Source organism: Stappia taiwanensis, from assembly GCF_014635285.1.
In the GTDB taxonomy this organism is placed as follows: Bacteria; Pseudomonadota; Alphaproteobacteria; order Rhizobiales; family Stappiaceae; genus Stappia; species Stappia taiwanensis.
In genome coordinates this window covers 155,348-170,255 of record NZ_BMCR01000009.1, presented here as the reverse complement: position 1 = coordinate 170,255, position 14,908 = coordinate 155,348, and the positions used below count along the sequence as shown (strand labels likewise).

Below are 14,908 nucleotides of genomic sequence, written 5' to 3'. Positions count from 1 at the left end.
TCCTTCGTTGAGGAACAGGCTAACCCAAAATCGGGAACATCTCAGGGGAGCAGGTCACCGGCGGCAAGGCGGGCGGCGGCAGCCAGGAGCAGCGGCTGCGCCCCGGCGATGACAATGGCCGGATGCAGATCACTTGCCAGAGGCAGGGCGGCAAGGCCGAGCCGCATGCGCTCATAGACCCTGAGCCCCGTGGGGGCGGCACACATGGCCGGGAGGGCGACGCTGGCGCGCTCGCGCGCGGCGGCGAACAGGTCCGTCAGGCGGGCAAGGTCGCTCTCCGGCAGGAAGTCCGCCCAGAGCAGGGCAATTGCCGCCTCGAAGGACATGGTACCCGCGATGTCGCGCAGCTCATGGCCGCGCAGCAACAGCCGTCCGTTTGCTCCGTCCACATGGCTCAACACGGTTTCGGCGACGGCAATGCCCTCAAGGCCGGGGGCGGCAAGAGTGACCGGCGTGGCAGTGGCTGAGCCTCCGTGACCGGAACGGTCACCGGCACCCCTGAGCTCTGGCGTCTGAATGGTCATGGGGATCCCCTTCCTGTCTGGTTGCATGGCATGGGGGCGATCATTCAGGGTGGGGGTTGATATCGTCAATATTGATAAATAAAATCAATCTATGGATACACCTGTCTACCTTTCCGCTCCGGAGGCGGCCAATGAACTGGGCATTCGCCAGGCGACGCTCTACGCCTATGTCAGTCGGGGGTTGATCCGCTCGGTTGCCGGGCCGGGGCGCTCACGCCGCTACCATGCGGAGGACGTGCGGCTGCTGCGCGACCGGCGTGAGGGCGGTGAGGCCGATGGCGGCGGGTCCGGGCCCGGCGGGCCGGTGCTGGAAAGTGCGCTGACGCTGATCGACGAGGCCGGGCCGATCTACCGGGGGCATGCGGCGGTGGCTCTGGCGGAAACCGCTTCGCTGGAGCGGATCGCCACGCTGTTGTGGGATTGCGCCACCGATCCCTTTGCCCGGCCGGCGCCGGATCTGCCGCTGGTCCCACCGGCGGGGTTGCGGCCGTTGGAGCGGGTGATGACCGTGCTGGCGGCCTGGCCGATGGTCGATCCCTCCGCCTATGGGGTGTCGCGCCCGGTGCTGGAGCAAAAGGGCGCGGCATTGGTCCGGGTCGGCGTGGCGGCGCTGCTCAATCGCGCGCCTTCAACCGAGCCGGTGCATCTGCAACTGGCCAGCGGCTGGGGCGTGGCGCCGGGGCCGGGGGCGGAGTTGATCCGGGCGGCCTTGGTGCTGTCGGCGGACCATGAGTTCAACACCTCGGCCTTTGCTGTGCGTTGCGCCGCCTCGACGCGGGCGCCATTGCATGCGGCGCTGGGCGCCGGGCTCGGTGCCTTTTCCGGTGCCCGGCATGGGGCGTCGAGCGAGCGGGTGGAAGGGTGGCTGGACCGGATCGAGAGCGAGGCGGATATCGACAGCCTGATGCAGGAGCGGCTCTATCGCGGCGAGGACCTGCCCGGGTTCGGCCATTCGATCTACACGGTGCCCGATCCGCGTGCCGCCGTCCTTTTGCGCAAGATCGTCACCGCCGGGTTGGAGCATCCGCTGGTGCCGCTGCTGCCGAAGCTGACCGATACGGCCACCCGGCTGTTCGGGCAGGCGCCGAATATCGATTTTGCGCTGGCGGCGCTGCGAAGGGTGCTGGGCTTGCCGGAATATGCCGGCATGTCGATGTTCTGCGCTGGGCGGCTGGTCGGGTGGATCGCCCATGCGCTGGAGCAATATCAGCGACCGGAGCAGATCCGCCCGCGTGCCCGCTACGTGGGCGAGCGCCCGCGCTGAAACGCGGCCGCCCGCAGAGTGGTAGTGTCAGACGATGCTGCCCAGCTTCATGGCGATGCTCATGTCGCCGCTGACCTTGATCTTGCCGGTCATGAAGGCGGTGGTCGGGTTGAGGTCGCCGGCCAGCAGCTTGGCCAGGTTGTCCTTGGAGATGCCGATGGTGCAATCGGCATCGGCATCGTCGTTGCTGACCTCGCTGCCCTTGACGAGGATGACGCCGTCGTCGCCGCAGTCGAATTTCACGCTCTCGTCAATGCCGCCGCCGGCGACCTTGCCACGGACGGTGTCGGTGAGTTCGGCAATCGTCATGTCTTTGTCTCCCTTGTCCGGGCGCTTCAGGCCCGGTGATCTGCAGAGGCAGAAAACATGACGCTTACGTAATCGTCAAGTTCCCTTCCGCCTCTTCTCGGATTTTCCAGCACAGGCTTGGCATGGGAGGGGCGGGGTCGCAAGATCGGCGGCTGGACCCTAGAGGATCGTCACGCGGTTGTGCGGTACGATCAGATAGCCGTAGAAATCATAGGTGACAATGACGTCGGCGCCGGCCGACTGGCTGGTCGGCCCCTGGTTGACGGTCCAGTTGGCGGTGGCCGGATCGGTAATCGGGTTGCCCGAGAAGTCAAAATTCGTGACCTGATCGCCGCCGTCCTTTTGCGACCAGGCGCCGCCGGTCTGGTCGTAGCGAACCCAGTGGTAATCGCCGGGCCAGCCGAGGCTGGTGTCGTCCGGGGAGATCAGCAAGGCGACCGGGTGGCCGTTGCCGACCTTCAGCCAGTTGACCGGGTAGTCGGTGCCGAGCCATTGCAGGCCGTCGGCCTTGGCTCCGTCGACGACCGCCTCGCCGGTGGGCGGAAAGTCCAGGAAGATGCCGCTGGCCCGCCCGGGTTGCGCGAAGGAATTGGTGGCGATGTCGCAACTGTAATTGTAGCAATTGTTGTTCGGCTGGAACCGGGCGGACATGAAAGCGCCGCCGCAGTCGGTCGGCGGGGCGTAGACGGTCGCGCCGGTGTTCTCGACCGTGTCCCCGTATTTCTGAACGTAGCGGGTTTGCCCCGTCGCCTTGTCGACCACCGGAACGCTCTGGGGGGCGATCACATGGGTCTGATCCAGGACGACACTCAGACGTTTGTCATCCGGGTTGACCATGCCGGAAAACTTGGGATGCAGGCTCATGGTGATCTCTCGATGGCTTGCGGAAGGATCAATCAAGAGTAGCATGGACTGGCGCCAATGCAATATATGCGAGTATATTGGCGGTGCGGCACGTGAAAGTTTTGTTCTCGCCATCTGACCCTACGGGAGGCCCCGCATGTCCTTTGCGATCCGTGTTCTTTATACCGGCGGCACCATCGGTTCGGTGGACAGTCCGCTTGCACCCCTGTCGGGTGCGGATTTCTGCCAGGCCTTCGATCAGCTGGTGGGGCCGACCATCTTGCAGAAATATCCCGATGCGCAGATCAGCTACGACTATCTCGATCCGACGCTGGACAGCACCAACCTGCAACCGGCGGATTGGTGCACCATCGCCGCACGGCTGATCGGCGAGCCGGGCGATACTACGCTGTATTCAGGCCATGATGCCTTCCTGGTTCTGCATGGCACCGACACCATGGCCTGGACCGCCTCGGCGCTGTCCTTCCTGCTGACCGGGCTGGGCGCGGATGGCTATGCCAATGCGATCCTGTCCAAGCCGGTGGTGGTCACCGGCTCGCAATTGCCGCTGTTTTACCGGGCGACGCCGCAGGATGCGCTGTCGATCCTCTACAACACCGATGCCTTGCGCAATGTGCTTGGCGCCATCGATGCCATGCGTACCGGGCTGCCGGCTGTCGGCCTGTTCTTCGACGACCGGCTGATGCTGGGCAATCGGACGCTGAAGACCAATGCCTCGCATTTCAATGCCTTCACCTCGCCGAACCATCCGATCGTCGATCTGACCGGCATCGAGGTCTATCTGGACAATCGCCAGTTCCCGCCGGGACCATTCCAGTCCTCGCTGGCGCTCGATGACCCGGATGCGCTTGCCCGCCTGCAGGATCAGACGTCCTACGTGGCCGCGCATATCGACGATGCGGATGTACTGAATTTCCTCGCCTTCCCGGCGCAATACGACACCGGCGCCTCGCCTGCCACCAGTGCGCTGGCCAGCATGCTGCAAGGCGCGCTTGCCGGCGACGGCAAGGTGGGAGGCTTGTTCCTGCAAGGTTACGGCGAGGGCAATTTCCCCTCCGGCGACCCGGACGATCCGGAGAGCGGGGCGGTCTACAAGGTGCTGAAGAGCGCGCATGACGCCGGCATGGTGATCGTTGCCGGCACCCAGGTGATCGCCGGCATCGTCAACTCCACAGCCTATGCCTCTGGCTCCTGGCTGTCCGATTGCGGCTGTATCGGCAATTACGACATGCAGGGACCGGCCACCCAGGCCAAGCTGCTCTATCTGCTGGCGCTGCGCGACTACGAGAGCCGGGGCTGGTCGCAGGCGATGATCGAGGACATGATGCGCACGCCGATCGCCGGCGAAATGATGGATGTCAACCGGCTCGATTGCCGGGGGCTCGGCTTCCTGGCGCCAGGTCAGTCGATTTCGGCTTTCGACGGCAGCGCCACCCTTCTCAATGATCCCGATCTCGGTCCGGTCCTTCAGGATGCATCCGGCAACCAGCTCTGGCGGGCGATGAGCGGCGCCTTCAATGCCCCGGGCCGGCTGGTGATGCAGGATGACGGCAATCTGGTGCTCTACGATCGGCGCAATGCGCCGGTCTGGGCCATTCGCGACTATTCCGTCGGTCAGGCCTATTCGGCGTTGATCTTGTCCGGCTCGACCGCCAGCAGCGATCTGGCACTCTATGTCTACGACTACCAAAACGGCGAGGTGACGGCGGTGCTCTACGGCAGCGCGCCGAGTTGATATCCGCGACGGGCGCCGGTCGTTCGCGATCCGGCGCCCGCTCCTGCGCGGGCTATTGCGCCTTTGCCCGCCAGCGCCGCAGCAGGGCGGCGTTGGTGACGACGGAAACCGAGGACAGGGCCATGGCCGCCCCGGCAAGCGCCGGGGTCAACAGGCCAAGGGCGGCGAGTGGAATGCCGACCACGTTGTAGGCAAAGGCCCAGAACAGGTTCTGCCGGATCTTGCGCACCGTTGCCCGGGAGACGCCGATGGCATCGGCGACAAGGTCCGGGCGCGGCCGCATCAAGGTGATGCCGGCGGTCTCCAGCGCCACTTCCGAGCCGGAGCCCATGGCGATGCCGACGCTGGCGGCGGCCAGGGCCGGGGCGTCATTGACCCCGTCGCCGACCATGGCGACGGTCCGGCCTTCCTCCACCAGCCCGGTGACGGTTTCCGCCTTGCCCTCCGGTGGCACCCCGGCAATCACCTTCTCAATGCCCAGTTCCTCGGCAACGGTGCGGGCCACCGCCTCGGTGTCGCCGGTCAGCATCACCGGGGCGACATTAAGCTCGGCCAGCCGCGCCAGCCCGGCAGGTGTTTCCGCGCGCACCGTGTCGGCAAGCGCGATCACCCCAACCGCATGGCCGGCAATGGCAACGGTGGCGCAGGTCTTGGCCTCGGCGGCAAAGCTGCGGGCGATCTGGTCGGCCATGAAACGGTCGACGTCATGGGCCTGCAACAGGCGGCTGTTGCCGATCAGCACGGTTTCGCCGGCAATCTCGGCGATGATGCCCTGGCCGGGAACGGCGCGGAAATCGCTCGGCCGGGACAGCTGCAGGCCGCGTTCCTCGGCCGCCTCGATCATCGCCCGGCCCAGCGGGTGCTCGCTCGGCAACTGGGCCGAGGCGGCAATGCGCAACAGCCGGTCGTCGTTGCGGTCGAAGGCACGGATGTCGGTCACCGCCGGACGGCCTTCGGTGAGCGTTCCGGTCTTGTCGAACACCACGGTGTCGACCTTGTGGGCGATCTCCAGCGCCTCGATGTCGCGGATCAGGATGCCGGCGCGGGCGGCGGCGCCCGTTCCGGCGACGAGGGCGGTGGGGGTGGCCAGGCCAAGGGCGCAGGGGCAGGCAATGACCAGCACGGCGACGGTGGCACCGATGGCCGCGTCCAGCTCCGCGCCGGTCAGCCACCAGCCGGCGAATGTGGCGATTGCAACGAGGACGACGATTGGCACGAAGATCGAGGACACCTTGTCGACCAGCTTCTGCACCGGCGCCTTGCTGCTCTGGGCGGCCTCGACCAGTCGGATGATGGCGGAAAGCTTGCTGTCGGCCCCCAGCGCGGTGGTCTCCACCGTCAGGGCGCCGGAGCCGTTGATGGTGCCGCCGATCACCTCATCGCCGACGGTCTTGGCGACCGGCAGGCTTTCGCCGGTGACCAGCGATTCGTCGAGATCGCTGCCCCCTTCCAGCACCCGGCCATCGACGGGCATGCGCTCGCCCGGCTTGACGAGGACCCGGTCGCCGGGAAAGAGCGCATCCACCGGCACGGTCTCGATGGCGCCGCTCTCGGTCAGGCGATGGGCAGTGTCCGGCCGCAGCTCGGTCAGGGCGCGAATGGCGGCGGTGGTGGTGCGCTTGGCCCGGGTCTCCAGCAGCTTGCCGAACAGAATCAGCGTCAGGATGACCGCCGAGGCCTCGAAGTAGAGATGTCCCGGGTTCTCGGGCCAGGCGCGCAGGGTCAGGATGGCGCTGTAGAGATAGGCAGCGGTGGTGCCAAGCACCACCAGTACATCCATGTTGGCGCCGCCGCCGGCAAGCGCGCGCGCCGCGCCCACGTAAAACCGGCGCCCGACGACGATCTGGATGATGGTCGCCAGTCCCATCTGCACCATGGCCGGCGGCATCAGGTTGAGGCCGAAGGGGGCGGTCACCATTCCGGCGACCAGTGGCAGGGTCAACAGGGTGGAGAAGACCAGAAGGGTGAAGGTGCGCCGCTCCTCCGCGCGGGCCGCCGCGTCCGCCTGTTCCTGCCGGGCGCGCTCGCTGCTGGCGTCGCTGGCACGCTCCTCGGCGCCGAAGCCGGCCCCTTCCACCAGGCGGATCAGGGCGTCCGGTCCGGCGCTGCCGTCGGTCTCCACCAGTGCGGTTTCCATCGGCAGGTTGACGACGGCGCGCATGACGCCGGGGGCGCGGGTAAGAACCTTTTCGATCCGGGCGGCGCAGGCGGCGCAGGTCATGCCGGTGACCTCAAGCTGCACCGCCACGCGGGCGGGGTCGGTGCTGTCCTGCTTAATCTGAAGACCCATCTGGGACATCGGAAAACTCCTTGAGTGCCGTTCCTCGCGCCGGCCGAATGTCGGGGAGGTCGGAGCCCGGGCGGCGGGCACGGCGATGCGTTGCCTTGCGTATAGGCATTCCAGTCACTGGAGGGTCAAGCCCCTGTCGTGATCGCGGGCGGCAGAACGCCAGCGGCATGGGGTCACGGGCCGGCGTCGGCACGCCCCTCCTCGACCGCATGGCAAGCAACGGTACTGCTGCCTGCGTTCGCGCGGCCGAGCCGCGGCATCTCGCGCCGGCAGCGGTCGTTGGCCAGCGGGCAGCGCGGATGGAAGGTGCAGCCAGAGGGCGGGCTGATCGGATTGGGGATCTCGCCTTCGACGGCGCGCCGTGGCCGGCCGGACATGGTGAGGTCGGGAATGGCCTCCATCAGCATCCGCGTATAGGGGTGCTGCGGGCGGGCGAACAGATCGCCGCTGGCCGCGATCTCCACCAGACGGCCGAGATACATCACACCGATGCGCCGGGCCATGTGCCGGACCACGGCCAGGTCGTGGCTGATGAACAGGTAGGTGAGGCCGAACTCGTCCTGAAGGTCGCGCATCAGGTTGAGGATCTGCGCCTGCACCGAGACATCCAGCGCCGAGGTCGGTTCGTCGCAGACGAGAAACTCCGGCCGGGAGGCCAGTGCGCGGGCGATGCAGATGCGCTGGCGCTGGCCGCCGGAAAACTCGTGCGGATATTTCTGCCCATCGCGCGGATGCAGGCGCACAAGCTCGAGCAACTCGCCGACGCGGGCGGCGATGGCCTGCCGCGAGTGCTCCAGCCCAAAGGCGCGGATCGGTTCGGCGATGATCCGGTCCACCCGCCAGCGCGGATTGAGACTGGCATAAGGGTCCTGAAAGATCATCTGGATACGCCGGCGCAAATCGCGCATGGCGGCGCTGGAGGGCGTTTGCCGGCGCATGTCGATGCCGTCGATGCGGACCTCTCCGGCGCTGGCCTCCAGAAGCCCGACCACCAGCTTGGCGACCGTCGATTTGCCGGAGCCGGATTCGCCGACAAGCGCGAAGGTTTCCCCCTTGTCGATGGCGAAGGTGATGTCCTGGGCGGCCTTGAGAAAGGCCTTCGGCTGGCGTTCCAGCACCCGGTTGAGCCAAGGGCGGGAGACGTCGAAGGTACGCCCGAGGCCGCGCACCTCGACCACCGGCTGTGGCTGCGGCGCGCTCATGCGGTCTCTCCTTCGCCGGTCGTTCCTTCGGCCGGATCCACCAGCCAGCAGGCGGCCTCGCCTTCACCGGCGGGCATCAGGTTGGGCCGTTCCTGCCGGCAGCGGTCGAAGGCCCGGGCGCAGCGCGGGTTGAAGGCGCAGCCGTCGGGAATCGCATCGAGACGGGGCATGGCGCCGGGGATCTGCGTCAGGCGCTGCTGGTCGCCGCTCAGGGTGGGGATCGCCCCCATCAGGCCGACCGTATAGGGATGGCGCGGCTTGGCGATCACATGCCGCACCGGGCCGATCTCGGCAATGCGCCCCGAATACATCACCGCCACCCGGTCGGCGGTCTCGGCGATCACGCCCATGTCGTGGGTGATCAGCATTACCGCCGTGCGGTGATCGCGGCAGATGCGCTGCAACAGGTGAATGATCTGCGCCTGCACGGACACATCGAGCGCGGTGGTCGGCTCGTCGGCGATCACCAGCTCCGGTTCGGCGCAGAGCGCCAGGGCGATCACCACACGCTGGCGCATGCCGCCGGAGAACTGATGCGGATAGGCGGACAGGCGCTGGGCGGCGGCGGGAATGCCCACCTCCTCCAGCAGGGCGATGGCCCGCTTGCGCGCCTCAACTTCCGAGACCGGCAGATGGGTCATGATCGTTTCGATGATCTGGTCGCCGATGGTGAACAGCGGATTGAGGCTGGTCAGCGGATCCTGAAACACCATGCCGATGCGCTTGCCGCGCACCCGGCGCAGGGCCGCCGGCGACAGGGTGTCGATCCGCTCGCCCTTGAGGCGGATCTCGCCGCCGGCGATCCGTCCGGGCGGCTCCAGCAGGCCGATCACCGCCGCGCCGGTAAGCGATTTTCCGGCACCGGATTCGCCGACCACGCCCAATACCTCGCCTTCGCGCAAGGAAAAGGAAATGCCGTCGATGGCGGTCAGTACCCCGTGACGGGTGGGAAATTCGACCCGGAGGTTTTTAACCGAAAGCAGGGGGATCTGTGTCATCGTGCAGGCCCTACCGCAGCTTGGGGTTCAGCGCATCGCGCAGCCAGTCGCCCAGCAAATTGACCGCAAGCACCAGGATGGCCAGGGCGAAGCCCGGGAACATGGCGATCCACCATTCGCCGGAAAACAGAAAGTCGTTGCCGATCCGCACCAGGGTGCCGAGCGAGGGCTGGGTCGGCGGGATGCCGACACCGAGGAAGGAAAGCGTCGCCTCGGTGATGATGGCAAGGCCAAGGCTGATGGTCGCGATCACCAGAACCGGGCCGATGACGTTGGGCAACACATGCCGGATCATGATCAGGAAGGGCGGAATGCCGATCAGCCGGGCGGCCTGAACGTACTCCTTGTTGCGCTCCACCAGCGTCGAGCCGCGCACGGTGCGGGCGAACTGCACCCAGAAGGACAGGGCGATGGAGAGCACCAGGATCCAGAATGCGTACCGTTCCCGGTCGAGATTGCCGAAGACGGCGCGGGCGACACCGTCGATCAGAAGCGCGATCAGGATTGCCGGGAAGGTGAGCTGCACCTCGGCGATGCGCATGATGATGGCATCGGTGCGCCCGCCGACATAGCCGGCGACAAGGCCGAGCAGGACGCCGACCACCGCCGCCAGCAGCACCGAGACGAACCCGACCGCAAGGGAGATGCGCGCGCCATAGAGAATGCCGGAGAAGACATCGCGTCCCTGATCGTCGGTGCCCAGCAGATAGCGCGGATCGGCGCCCTCCATGCCGAGCGGCGGCAGTTGCGAATCGAGGATCGACAGGCTGGCGAGATCGAACGGATCATGCGGGGCAAGCCAGGGAGCGAAGGTCGCGCCGATGATGGCGGCAAGAGTGATGAGCGCGGAGAGCATCGCGATCTTCGACCGCAGGAAGGAATGCAGCATGTCGCTCTGGCGCAGGCGGAAGGCGAGGCCGCGGCGTTCCATGGCGAGATCGTCGCTGATCGGGGACATCGGCTGGCTCCTCAATGGGACGCGCGCTCGACCCGCAAGCGCGGGTCGACGACGAAATAGAGCAGGTCGACAATCAGGTTGATGACGACGAACAGGAAGGCGATCAGCATCAGGTACGCAGCCATCACCGGGATATCGACATTCTGCACCGATTGCAGGAACAACAGGCCCATGCCGGGCCACTGGAACACGGTCTCGGTGATGATCGCGAAGGCGATGATCGAGCCCAGTTGCAGGCCGGTGATGGTGATCACCGGCACCAGCGTGTTCTTCAGGGCGTGCCGGAAATGGATGCTGCGCTGGCTGAGGCCCCGGGCGCGGGCGAACTTGATGTAGTCGGTGCGGATCACTTCAAGCATTTCCGAGCGCACCAGCCGCATGATCAGCGTCATCTGGAACAGCCCGAGGGTGATCGAGGGCAGGATCAGCGCCTTGAGGCCGCTGACGGTCAGAAGCCCGGTGCTCCACCAGCCGAAATCCACCACCTCGCCGCGGCCGAAGCTCGGCAGCCATTGCAGGGTCACGGAGAACAGGAAGATCAGCAGGATGCCGATGAAGAAGGTCGGCAGCGATATGCCGAGCAGCGAAATGGAGAGAAACAGCTTGGACAGCAGGCTGTCGCGGTTGAGCCCGGTGTAGACGCCCATGGGAATGCCGCAGAGCAGGGCCAGCAGCGCGGAGACCAGCGACAGCTCCAGGGTTGCCGGCAGGCGCCGGCCGATCAGGTCCACCACCGGCTGGCGGAACTGGTAGGAGGTGCCGAAGTCCAGTTGCGCCGCGCGGGTGACGAAGCGGGCGAACTGGACCAGAACCGGGTCGTTCAGTCCCAGTTGTTCGCGCAGGGCCTCGCGCTGCTCCAGCGAGGTGTCCAGGCCGACCATCTGGTTGACCGGATCGCCGACATAGCGAAACAGGGTGAAGGAGATCAGGGCGACGACCAGCATGACGCCGATGGCCTGAAGCAGACGGCGGATGGTGAAGGCAAGCATGGAGCCTCGACGATTGGGAAGCCTGAAAAGGTCCGGCGGGCCGCGAGGATGGGGTGCGGCCCGCCGGAGATCCCGTTGCCGCTATTTCTTGACCACCCAGCGGAAGTGGAACTGGTTGTCCGCCCGCTGCCGTAGCTCGACCCGGTTGGAAACGCCCCAGGCCAGCCCCTGCTGGTGCAGCGGAATATAGGCCACATCGTCCAGGGTGAGGCGATAGGCATCGACGATCAGCTGATCGCGCGCCTCCGGATCGTTCTCGGCGAAGATCCGCGCGGTGAGGGCATCGACCTCCGGATTGCAGTAGCCGCCGAGATTGAACGGCCCGCCGGTGCCCTTGTCGTCGCGGCAGCCATGCAGGTCGGCGAGCACGTTCGAGCTGTCGAAGGACGCCGGGGTCCAGCCGAGCAGATAGAACGAGGTGTCATAGCCGCCCGAGGCCAGCACCTTGGCGAAATACTGGGCCTTCGGCTGGGCGTTGAGATCGACCTTGATGCCGATGCGGGCGAGGAAGGCGGCGACCGCCTGGCAGATCGCCTCATCGTTGACGTAGCGGTCGTTCGGGCAGTCGAGGCTGACGCCGAAGCCATCGGGATAGCCGGCTTCGACGAGAAGCGCCTTCGCCGCCTTCGGGTCATAGGGCAGGCGTTCGAATTCCCCCGCCCGGGAGAACAGGAAAGGCGAGATCATCAGCGCCGACGGTGTCGACAGGCCGCGCATGATCTTGTCGCGGATCGCGTCGAGATTGAGCGCCTGGTAGAAGGCCTTGCGCACTCGCACATCCTTGAACGGGTTCTTGCCCTTCACCGTCGAATGTAGCAACTCGTCGCGGCGCTGGTCGAAGCCGAGAAAGACGGTGCGCAGCTCCGGGCCGGTCAGGGCCCGGGTGGCTTCGTTGCTCTCAACCCGTTTGATGTCCTGAACCGGCACGGGGTAGACCATGTCGAGATCGCCAGACAGAAGCGCGGCGATGCGGGTCGCGTCCGAGGCGATCGGCGTGAATTCGACCGTATCGAGATTGTGGATCGCGGTGTCCCACCAGTCGTCATAGCGCGCGTAGACGGTCCTGACGCCGGCCTCGTGGCTGACGACCGTGAATGGGCCGGTGCCGTTGGCATGGAGCGAGGCGTAGTTCGGTGTGGTGTCCGAGGCGGAGGTGACCTTGACCGCGTTATTGGCCTCAGTCCACTCCTTGTCCATGATGAACCAGGTGTCCCAGGAGTAGTGAAGGATCGGGTTCGGACTGGGCAGGATGAAATCGACCGTGTAATCGTCGACCTTCTCCACCTTCACATCCGGATCGATGCGCGAGGTCAGGTCGGAGCCTTCCGAGCGGACGCGCGCCGCGGAGAATACCACGTCATCGGCATTGAAATCGTTGCCGTTGTGGAACTTCACGCCCTTGCGCAGATAAAAGCGCCAGCGGTTCGGTTCGATGATCTCCCACTGTTCGGCAAGGGCCGGTTCGATGGTGAGGTCCGGTGCCCGGCGGGTCAGCCCTTCATAGACATTGCCATGGGAGCCGAGCGTGAAGGTTTCGTTCAGGGTATAGGGATCGAGTTGGTTCAGGGTGCCTTGAAAGGCGTATTTCAATGTCTCGGCGGAAGCTGTCGTACAGGCTGCCGAGGCTATCGTCCCGGCAAGGACCAGTTGTCCGATGATGCGCATGTTCCCCTCATTTTTTCTTTTGTTTTTTCATGCGGATTGCGTCGTGCTGATCTTTCGCCAGTCGGTCCTGAGTGGTGTTAACCATTTTTGCAATCCGTCTTCTCGCATCTAATCAAGCCTGAAACCACGCGTCCAGCGTGCTTTCGTCTATTTGCGAGAGAGGCGCGAATCATATTTTCCAGAAATGGTTGATCGGCGGCGAGTTGCGCCAGTTCGGTCTGCTACGTCACCCGGCACAACCGGGCAGAAAGCCCGTTTTCGCGTCCTTCCTGGCGGCCCATCGCCGACCCTGCGCCATATGCAGCTCATTTCATGGGGGCGGTCCAAGCTTGGCTGCCACTGCGAGGTTTCATTCATTCCGCCGCATGTTCCGTCGGGCTGGCAAGAGCGTCGCGCAGCGGCGTGGGCGGGGTCAAGGCATAGACGGTCATCGGGTGACTGCGGCCGCGCACCTCGATTTCCGTTTCCTGGGCCGCGTCGCAGGTATATCCGGCGGTTCGCAGGACCTGCCGCGAGACAACCAGCGTCTGGCCGAGCTCCTTGGTGGCGGCTTCCAGCCGGCTGGCGATATTGACCACGTCGCCGAGCGCGGTGATGCGGGTGCCGGCCCCCTGGTTGCCGCCATCGGCCGCGCCGATCCGGCCCAGGATCACCTGCCCGGCATGAAGGCCCATGCCGATTTGCAAGGGCGTGTCGAGCTGGCTGGCCAGCTCCACGTTCAGATGTTCCAGGTTTTCGGCGATGGCATTGGTGGCGGCGAGAGCATTACGGCACCCTGACTGGATGCCGTCGGTCATGCCGAAGATCGCCATCACCCCATCGCCGATGAACTTGTCCACATAGCCGCCGCAGGCCTCGATGGCCCGGGCGGTCTCGCCAAGGTAGCGGTTGAGCAGGAACACCACGTCATAGGACAGGCGGCTTTCGGTCATGCCGGTGAAATTGCGCAGATCGACGAAGAGGATCGCGGCTGGCTGCTCAACGCCCCAGTGGTAGGCATCGCCGGAGGTGACGGCGCGTCGGGGCGCGCCGCGCGCGGGCACCAGCGGCTGCACCTTGAGCGGTGCGGTGGGCCGAATCTGGCAGGCGAGCCGCACGGTGTCATCGGCGCCGATCCGCGCCAGCACCTGCGCTTCCTGGGTGGAGGGCGGCGGCAGGCTGTCACCGCCGGCCAGAATACGGGTGCGGCAGGTGGAGCAGCGCGCCCGTCCGCCGCAGACATCGGCATGGGCGATGCCGTTCATGCGGCTGACTTCCAGGAGTGTCGGCCCCGGAACGACCCTGAGGGTCCGACCGCCCGGGTATGTGATGGTGATGGTCTCGGCGAAGCGGCGACGGATGGTCCGCACCAGAATGGCGGCCACGACCAAGGCCAGCAGACCGAAAAATCCCCGTTGCAGAAAGAGGATCAGCGGATCGGACCAGGTGATCATCTCCCCGGTGAGGGGGAAGGGGACCTGGTCCACAAGGGCCAGCCGCCGGGCCGCGCCAATCCAGCCGAGGGAGGCGAGCACCGGCACCAGCACCGCCACGGCCAAGAGCCAAGGGAACCAGCGCCGGTAGACCTTGCTGAGGCGGAGCCAGAAATGCAGACCGATCATGCCATGGGTCCAGACCAGCAGCATCAAGGTGGTCTGGTTGATGAGCAAACCGGGCCAGAGGATCGTCAGCACATTGCGGTAGCTGTCGGCGTAGCCGAAGCGGGCGGCGAGCCCGGCGGTGCCGATCACATGCGGAATCAGCAGATAGGGAATGGCGAGACCGAGCAGCAACTGGATCCATTGCCAGACCGGCATGCGCCAGGTGCGCCGCCGCGCGGTCTTCCACAGGGCAAGGGCGACATGGGTGAGAATGGCGGTCAGGAGCAGGATCTCGCCCAGTGGGTTGCGCCAGACGGTCAGGAACAGCTCGCGCCCGGCCTCCATCGCCTCAAGCGACCAGAGCCCGAGCATGTGATTGAGGAAATGGGTGAAGGCGAAGGTCAGGAGGGTCAGGCCGCTTGCCAGACGCAGGCGCTGCCGAAACGCGGCGGAGCTTGCCGTACCTGTGGTTCCACGCGTTTCGACCATTGCCATTCGCCTTGTGTTGTCGTCCCTATGATGTGCGCAAG

General features: G+C 65.8%; 12 protein-coding genes. 2 read left to right on the top strand and 10 right to left on the bottom strand.

Translation table 11 applies throughout. The features are described 5' to 3' along the window. Window positions 1–41: 41 nt before the first annotated feature. Window positions 42–524 carry a citrate/2-methylcitrate synthase gene (locus tag IEV83_RS18125; protein ID WP_181760604.1) on the bottom strand — a complete coding sequence of 161 codons (483 nt, stop codon included), beginning with the start codon at window positions 522–524 and terminating at the stop codon, window positions 42–44. Between the two features lie 91 nt (window positions 525–615). Between IEV83_RS18125 and IEV83_RS18120 the strand changes: the two genes are divergently transcribed. Further along, window positions 616–1,788, top strand: coding sequence for a citrate synthase family protein (locus IEV83_RS18120; protein ID WP_181760603.1), 1,173 nt, complete (start codon window positions 616–618; stop codon window positions 1,786–1,788). Between the two features lie 27 nt (window positions 1,789–1,815). Here IEV83_RS18120 and IEV83_RS18115 read toward each other — a convergent pair whose 3' ends face one another. After that, entirely contained in the window at window positions 1,816–2,097 is a 282-nt protein-coding gene (locus IEV83_RS18115; protein WP_181760602.1) for an SCP2 sterol-binding domain-containing protein, read from the bottom strand. Window positions 2,098–2,256: 159 nt separating this feature from the next. Beyond that, the gene (locus IEV83_RS18110) at window positions 2,257–2,961 is read right to left on the bottom strand and encodes a hypothetical protein (protein ID WP_181760601.1); all 705 of its coding nucleotides are present in this window, start codon (window positions 2,959–2,961) and stop codon (window positions 2,257–2,259) included. Between the two features lie 136 nt (window positions 2,962–3,097). On the opposite strand from IEV83_RS18110, the gene IEV83_RS18105 reads away from it, so the two are divergent. Further along, window positions 3,098–4,696: an asparaginase domain-containing protein gene (locus tag IEV83_RS18105; protein WP_181760600.1), complete on the top strand. Its 1,599-nt coding sequence runs from the start codon at window positions 3,098–3,100 to the stop codon at window positions 4,694–4,696. Window positions 4,697–4,748: 52 nt separating this feature from the next. Here IEV83_RS18105 and IEV83_RS18100 read toward each other — a convergent pair whose 3' ends face one another. From IEV83_RS18100 to IEV83_RS18070, 7 genes are all read right to left on the bottom strand, one after another. Continuing rightward, the gene (locus IEV83_RS18100; protein WP_209003235.1) at window positions 4,749–6,995 is read right to left on the bottom strand and encodes a heavy metal translocating P-type ATPase; all 2,247 of its coding nucleotides are present in this window, start codon (window positions 6,993–6,995) and stop codon (window positions 4,749–4,751) included. 164 nt (window positions 6,996–7,159) lie between these two features. Continuing rightward, entirely contained in the window at window positions 7,160–8,188 is a 1,029-nt protein-coding gene (locus IEV83_RS18095) for an ABC transporter ATP-binding protein (RefSeq protein ID WP_181760598.1), read from the bottom strand. Continuing rightward, complete coding sequence (locus IEV83_RS18090) at window positions 8,185–9,186, bottom strand: ABC transporter ATP-binding protein (RefSeq protein ID WP_181760597.1); 1,002 nt, start codon at window positions 9,184–9,186, stop codon at window positions 8,185–8,187. Before IEV83_RS18090 ends, IEV83_RS18095 begins: the two co-directional genes overlap by 4 nt. Before the next feature lie 10 nt (window positions 9,187–9,196). After that, window positions 9,197–10,144, bottom strand: coding sequence for an ABC transporter permease (locus IEV83_RS18085; RefSeq protein WP_181760596.1), 948 nt, complete (start codon window positions 10,142–10,144; stop codon window positions 9,197–9,199). Window positions 10,145–10,155: 11 nt separating this feature from the next. Further along, the gene (locus IEV83_RS18080) at window positions 10,156–11,133 is read right to left on the bottom strand and encodes an ABC transporter permease (RefSeq protein ID WP_181760595.1); all 978 of its coding nucleotides are present in this window, start codon (window positions 11,131–11,133) and stop codon (window positions 10,156–10,158) included. 81 nt (window positions 11,134–11,214) lie between these two features. Beyond that, entirely contained in the window at window positions 11,215–12,798 is a 1,584-nt protein-coding gene (locus tag IEV83_RS18075; protein ID WP_181760594.1) for an ABC transporter substrate-binding protein, read from the bottom strand. A gap of 353 nt (window positions 12,799–13,151) precedes the next feature. Then, window positions 13,152–14,867: an adenylate/guanylate cyclase domain-containing protein gene (locus IEV83_RS18070; RefSeq protein WP_209003234.1), complete on the bottom strand. Its 1,716-nt coding sequence runs from the start codon at window positions 14,865–14,867 to the stop codon at window positions 13,152–13,154. Window positions 14,868–14,908 lie beyond the last annotated feature (41 nt).

Bases quoted from the DNA above. Each gene is read 5' to 3' on its own strand.
- IEV83_RS18105 (WP_181760600.1), top strand. From the start codon at position 3,098: ATGTCCTTTGCGATCCGTGTTCTTTATACCGGCGGCACCATCGGTTCG.
- IEV83_RS18125 (WP_181760604.1), bottom strand. From the start codon at position 524: ATGACCATTCAGACGCCAGAGCTCAGGGGTGCCGGTGACCGTTCCGGT.
- IEV83_RS18115 (WP_181760602.1), bottom strand. From the start codon at position 2,097: ATGACGATTGCCGAACTCACCGACACCGTCCGTGGCAAGGTCGCCGGC.
- IEV83_RS18100 (WP_209003235.1), bottom strand. From the start codon at position 6,995: ATGTCCCAGATGGGTCTTCAGATTAAGCAGGACAGCACCGACCCCGCC.
- IEV83_RS18080 (WP_181760595.1), bottom strand. From the start codon at position 11,133: ATGCTTGCCTTCACCATCCGCCGTCTGCTTCAGGCCATCGGCGTCATG.
- IEV83_RS18085 (WP_181760596.1), bottom strand. From the start codon at position 10,144: ATGTCCCCGATCAGCGACGATCTCGCCATGGAACGCCGCGGCCTCGCC.
- IEV83_RS18120 (WP_181760603.1), top strand. From the start codon at position 616: ATGGATACACCTGTCTACCTTTCCGCTCCGGAGGCGGCCAATGAACTG.
- IEV83_RS18070 (WP_209003234.1), bottom strand. From the start codon at position 14,867: ATGGTCGAAACGCGTGGAACCACAGGTACGGCAAGCTCCGCCGCGTTT.
- IEV83_RS18090 (WP_181760597.1), bottom strand. From the start codon at position 9,186: ATGACACAGATCCCCCTGCTTTCGGTTAAAAACCTCCGGGTCGAATTT.
- IEV83_RS18110 (WP_181760601.1), bottom strand. From the start codon at position 2,961: ATGAGCCTGCATCCCAAGTTTTCCGGCATGGTCAACCCGGATGACAAA.
- IEV83_RS18075 (WP_181760594.1), bottom strand. From the start codon at position 12,798: ATGCGCATCATCGGACAACTGGTCCTTGCCGGGACGATAGCCTCGGCA.
- IEV83_RS18095 (WP_181760598.1), bottom strand. From the start codon at position 8,188: ATGAGCGCGCCGCAGCCACAGCCGGTGGTCGAGGTGCGCGGCCTCGGG.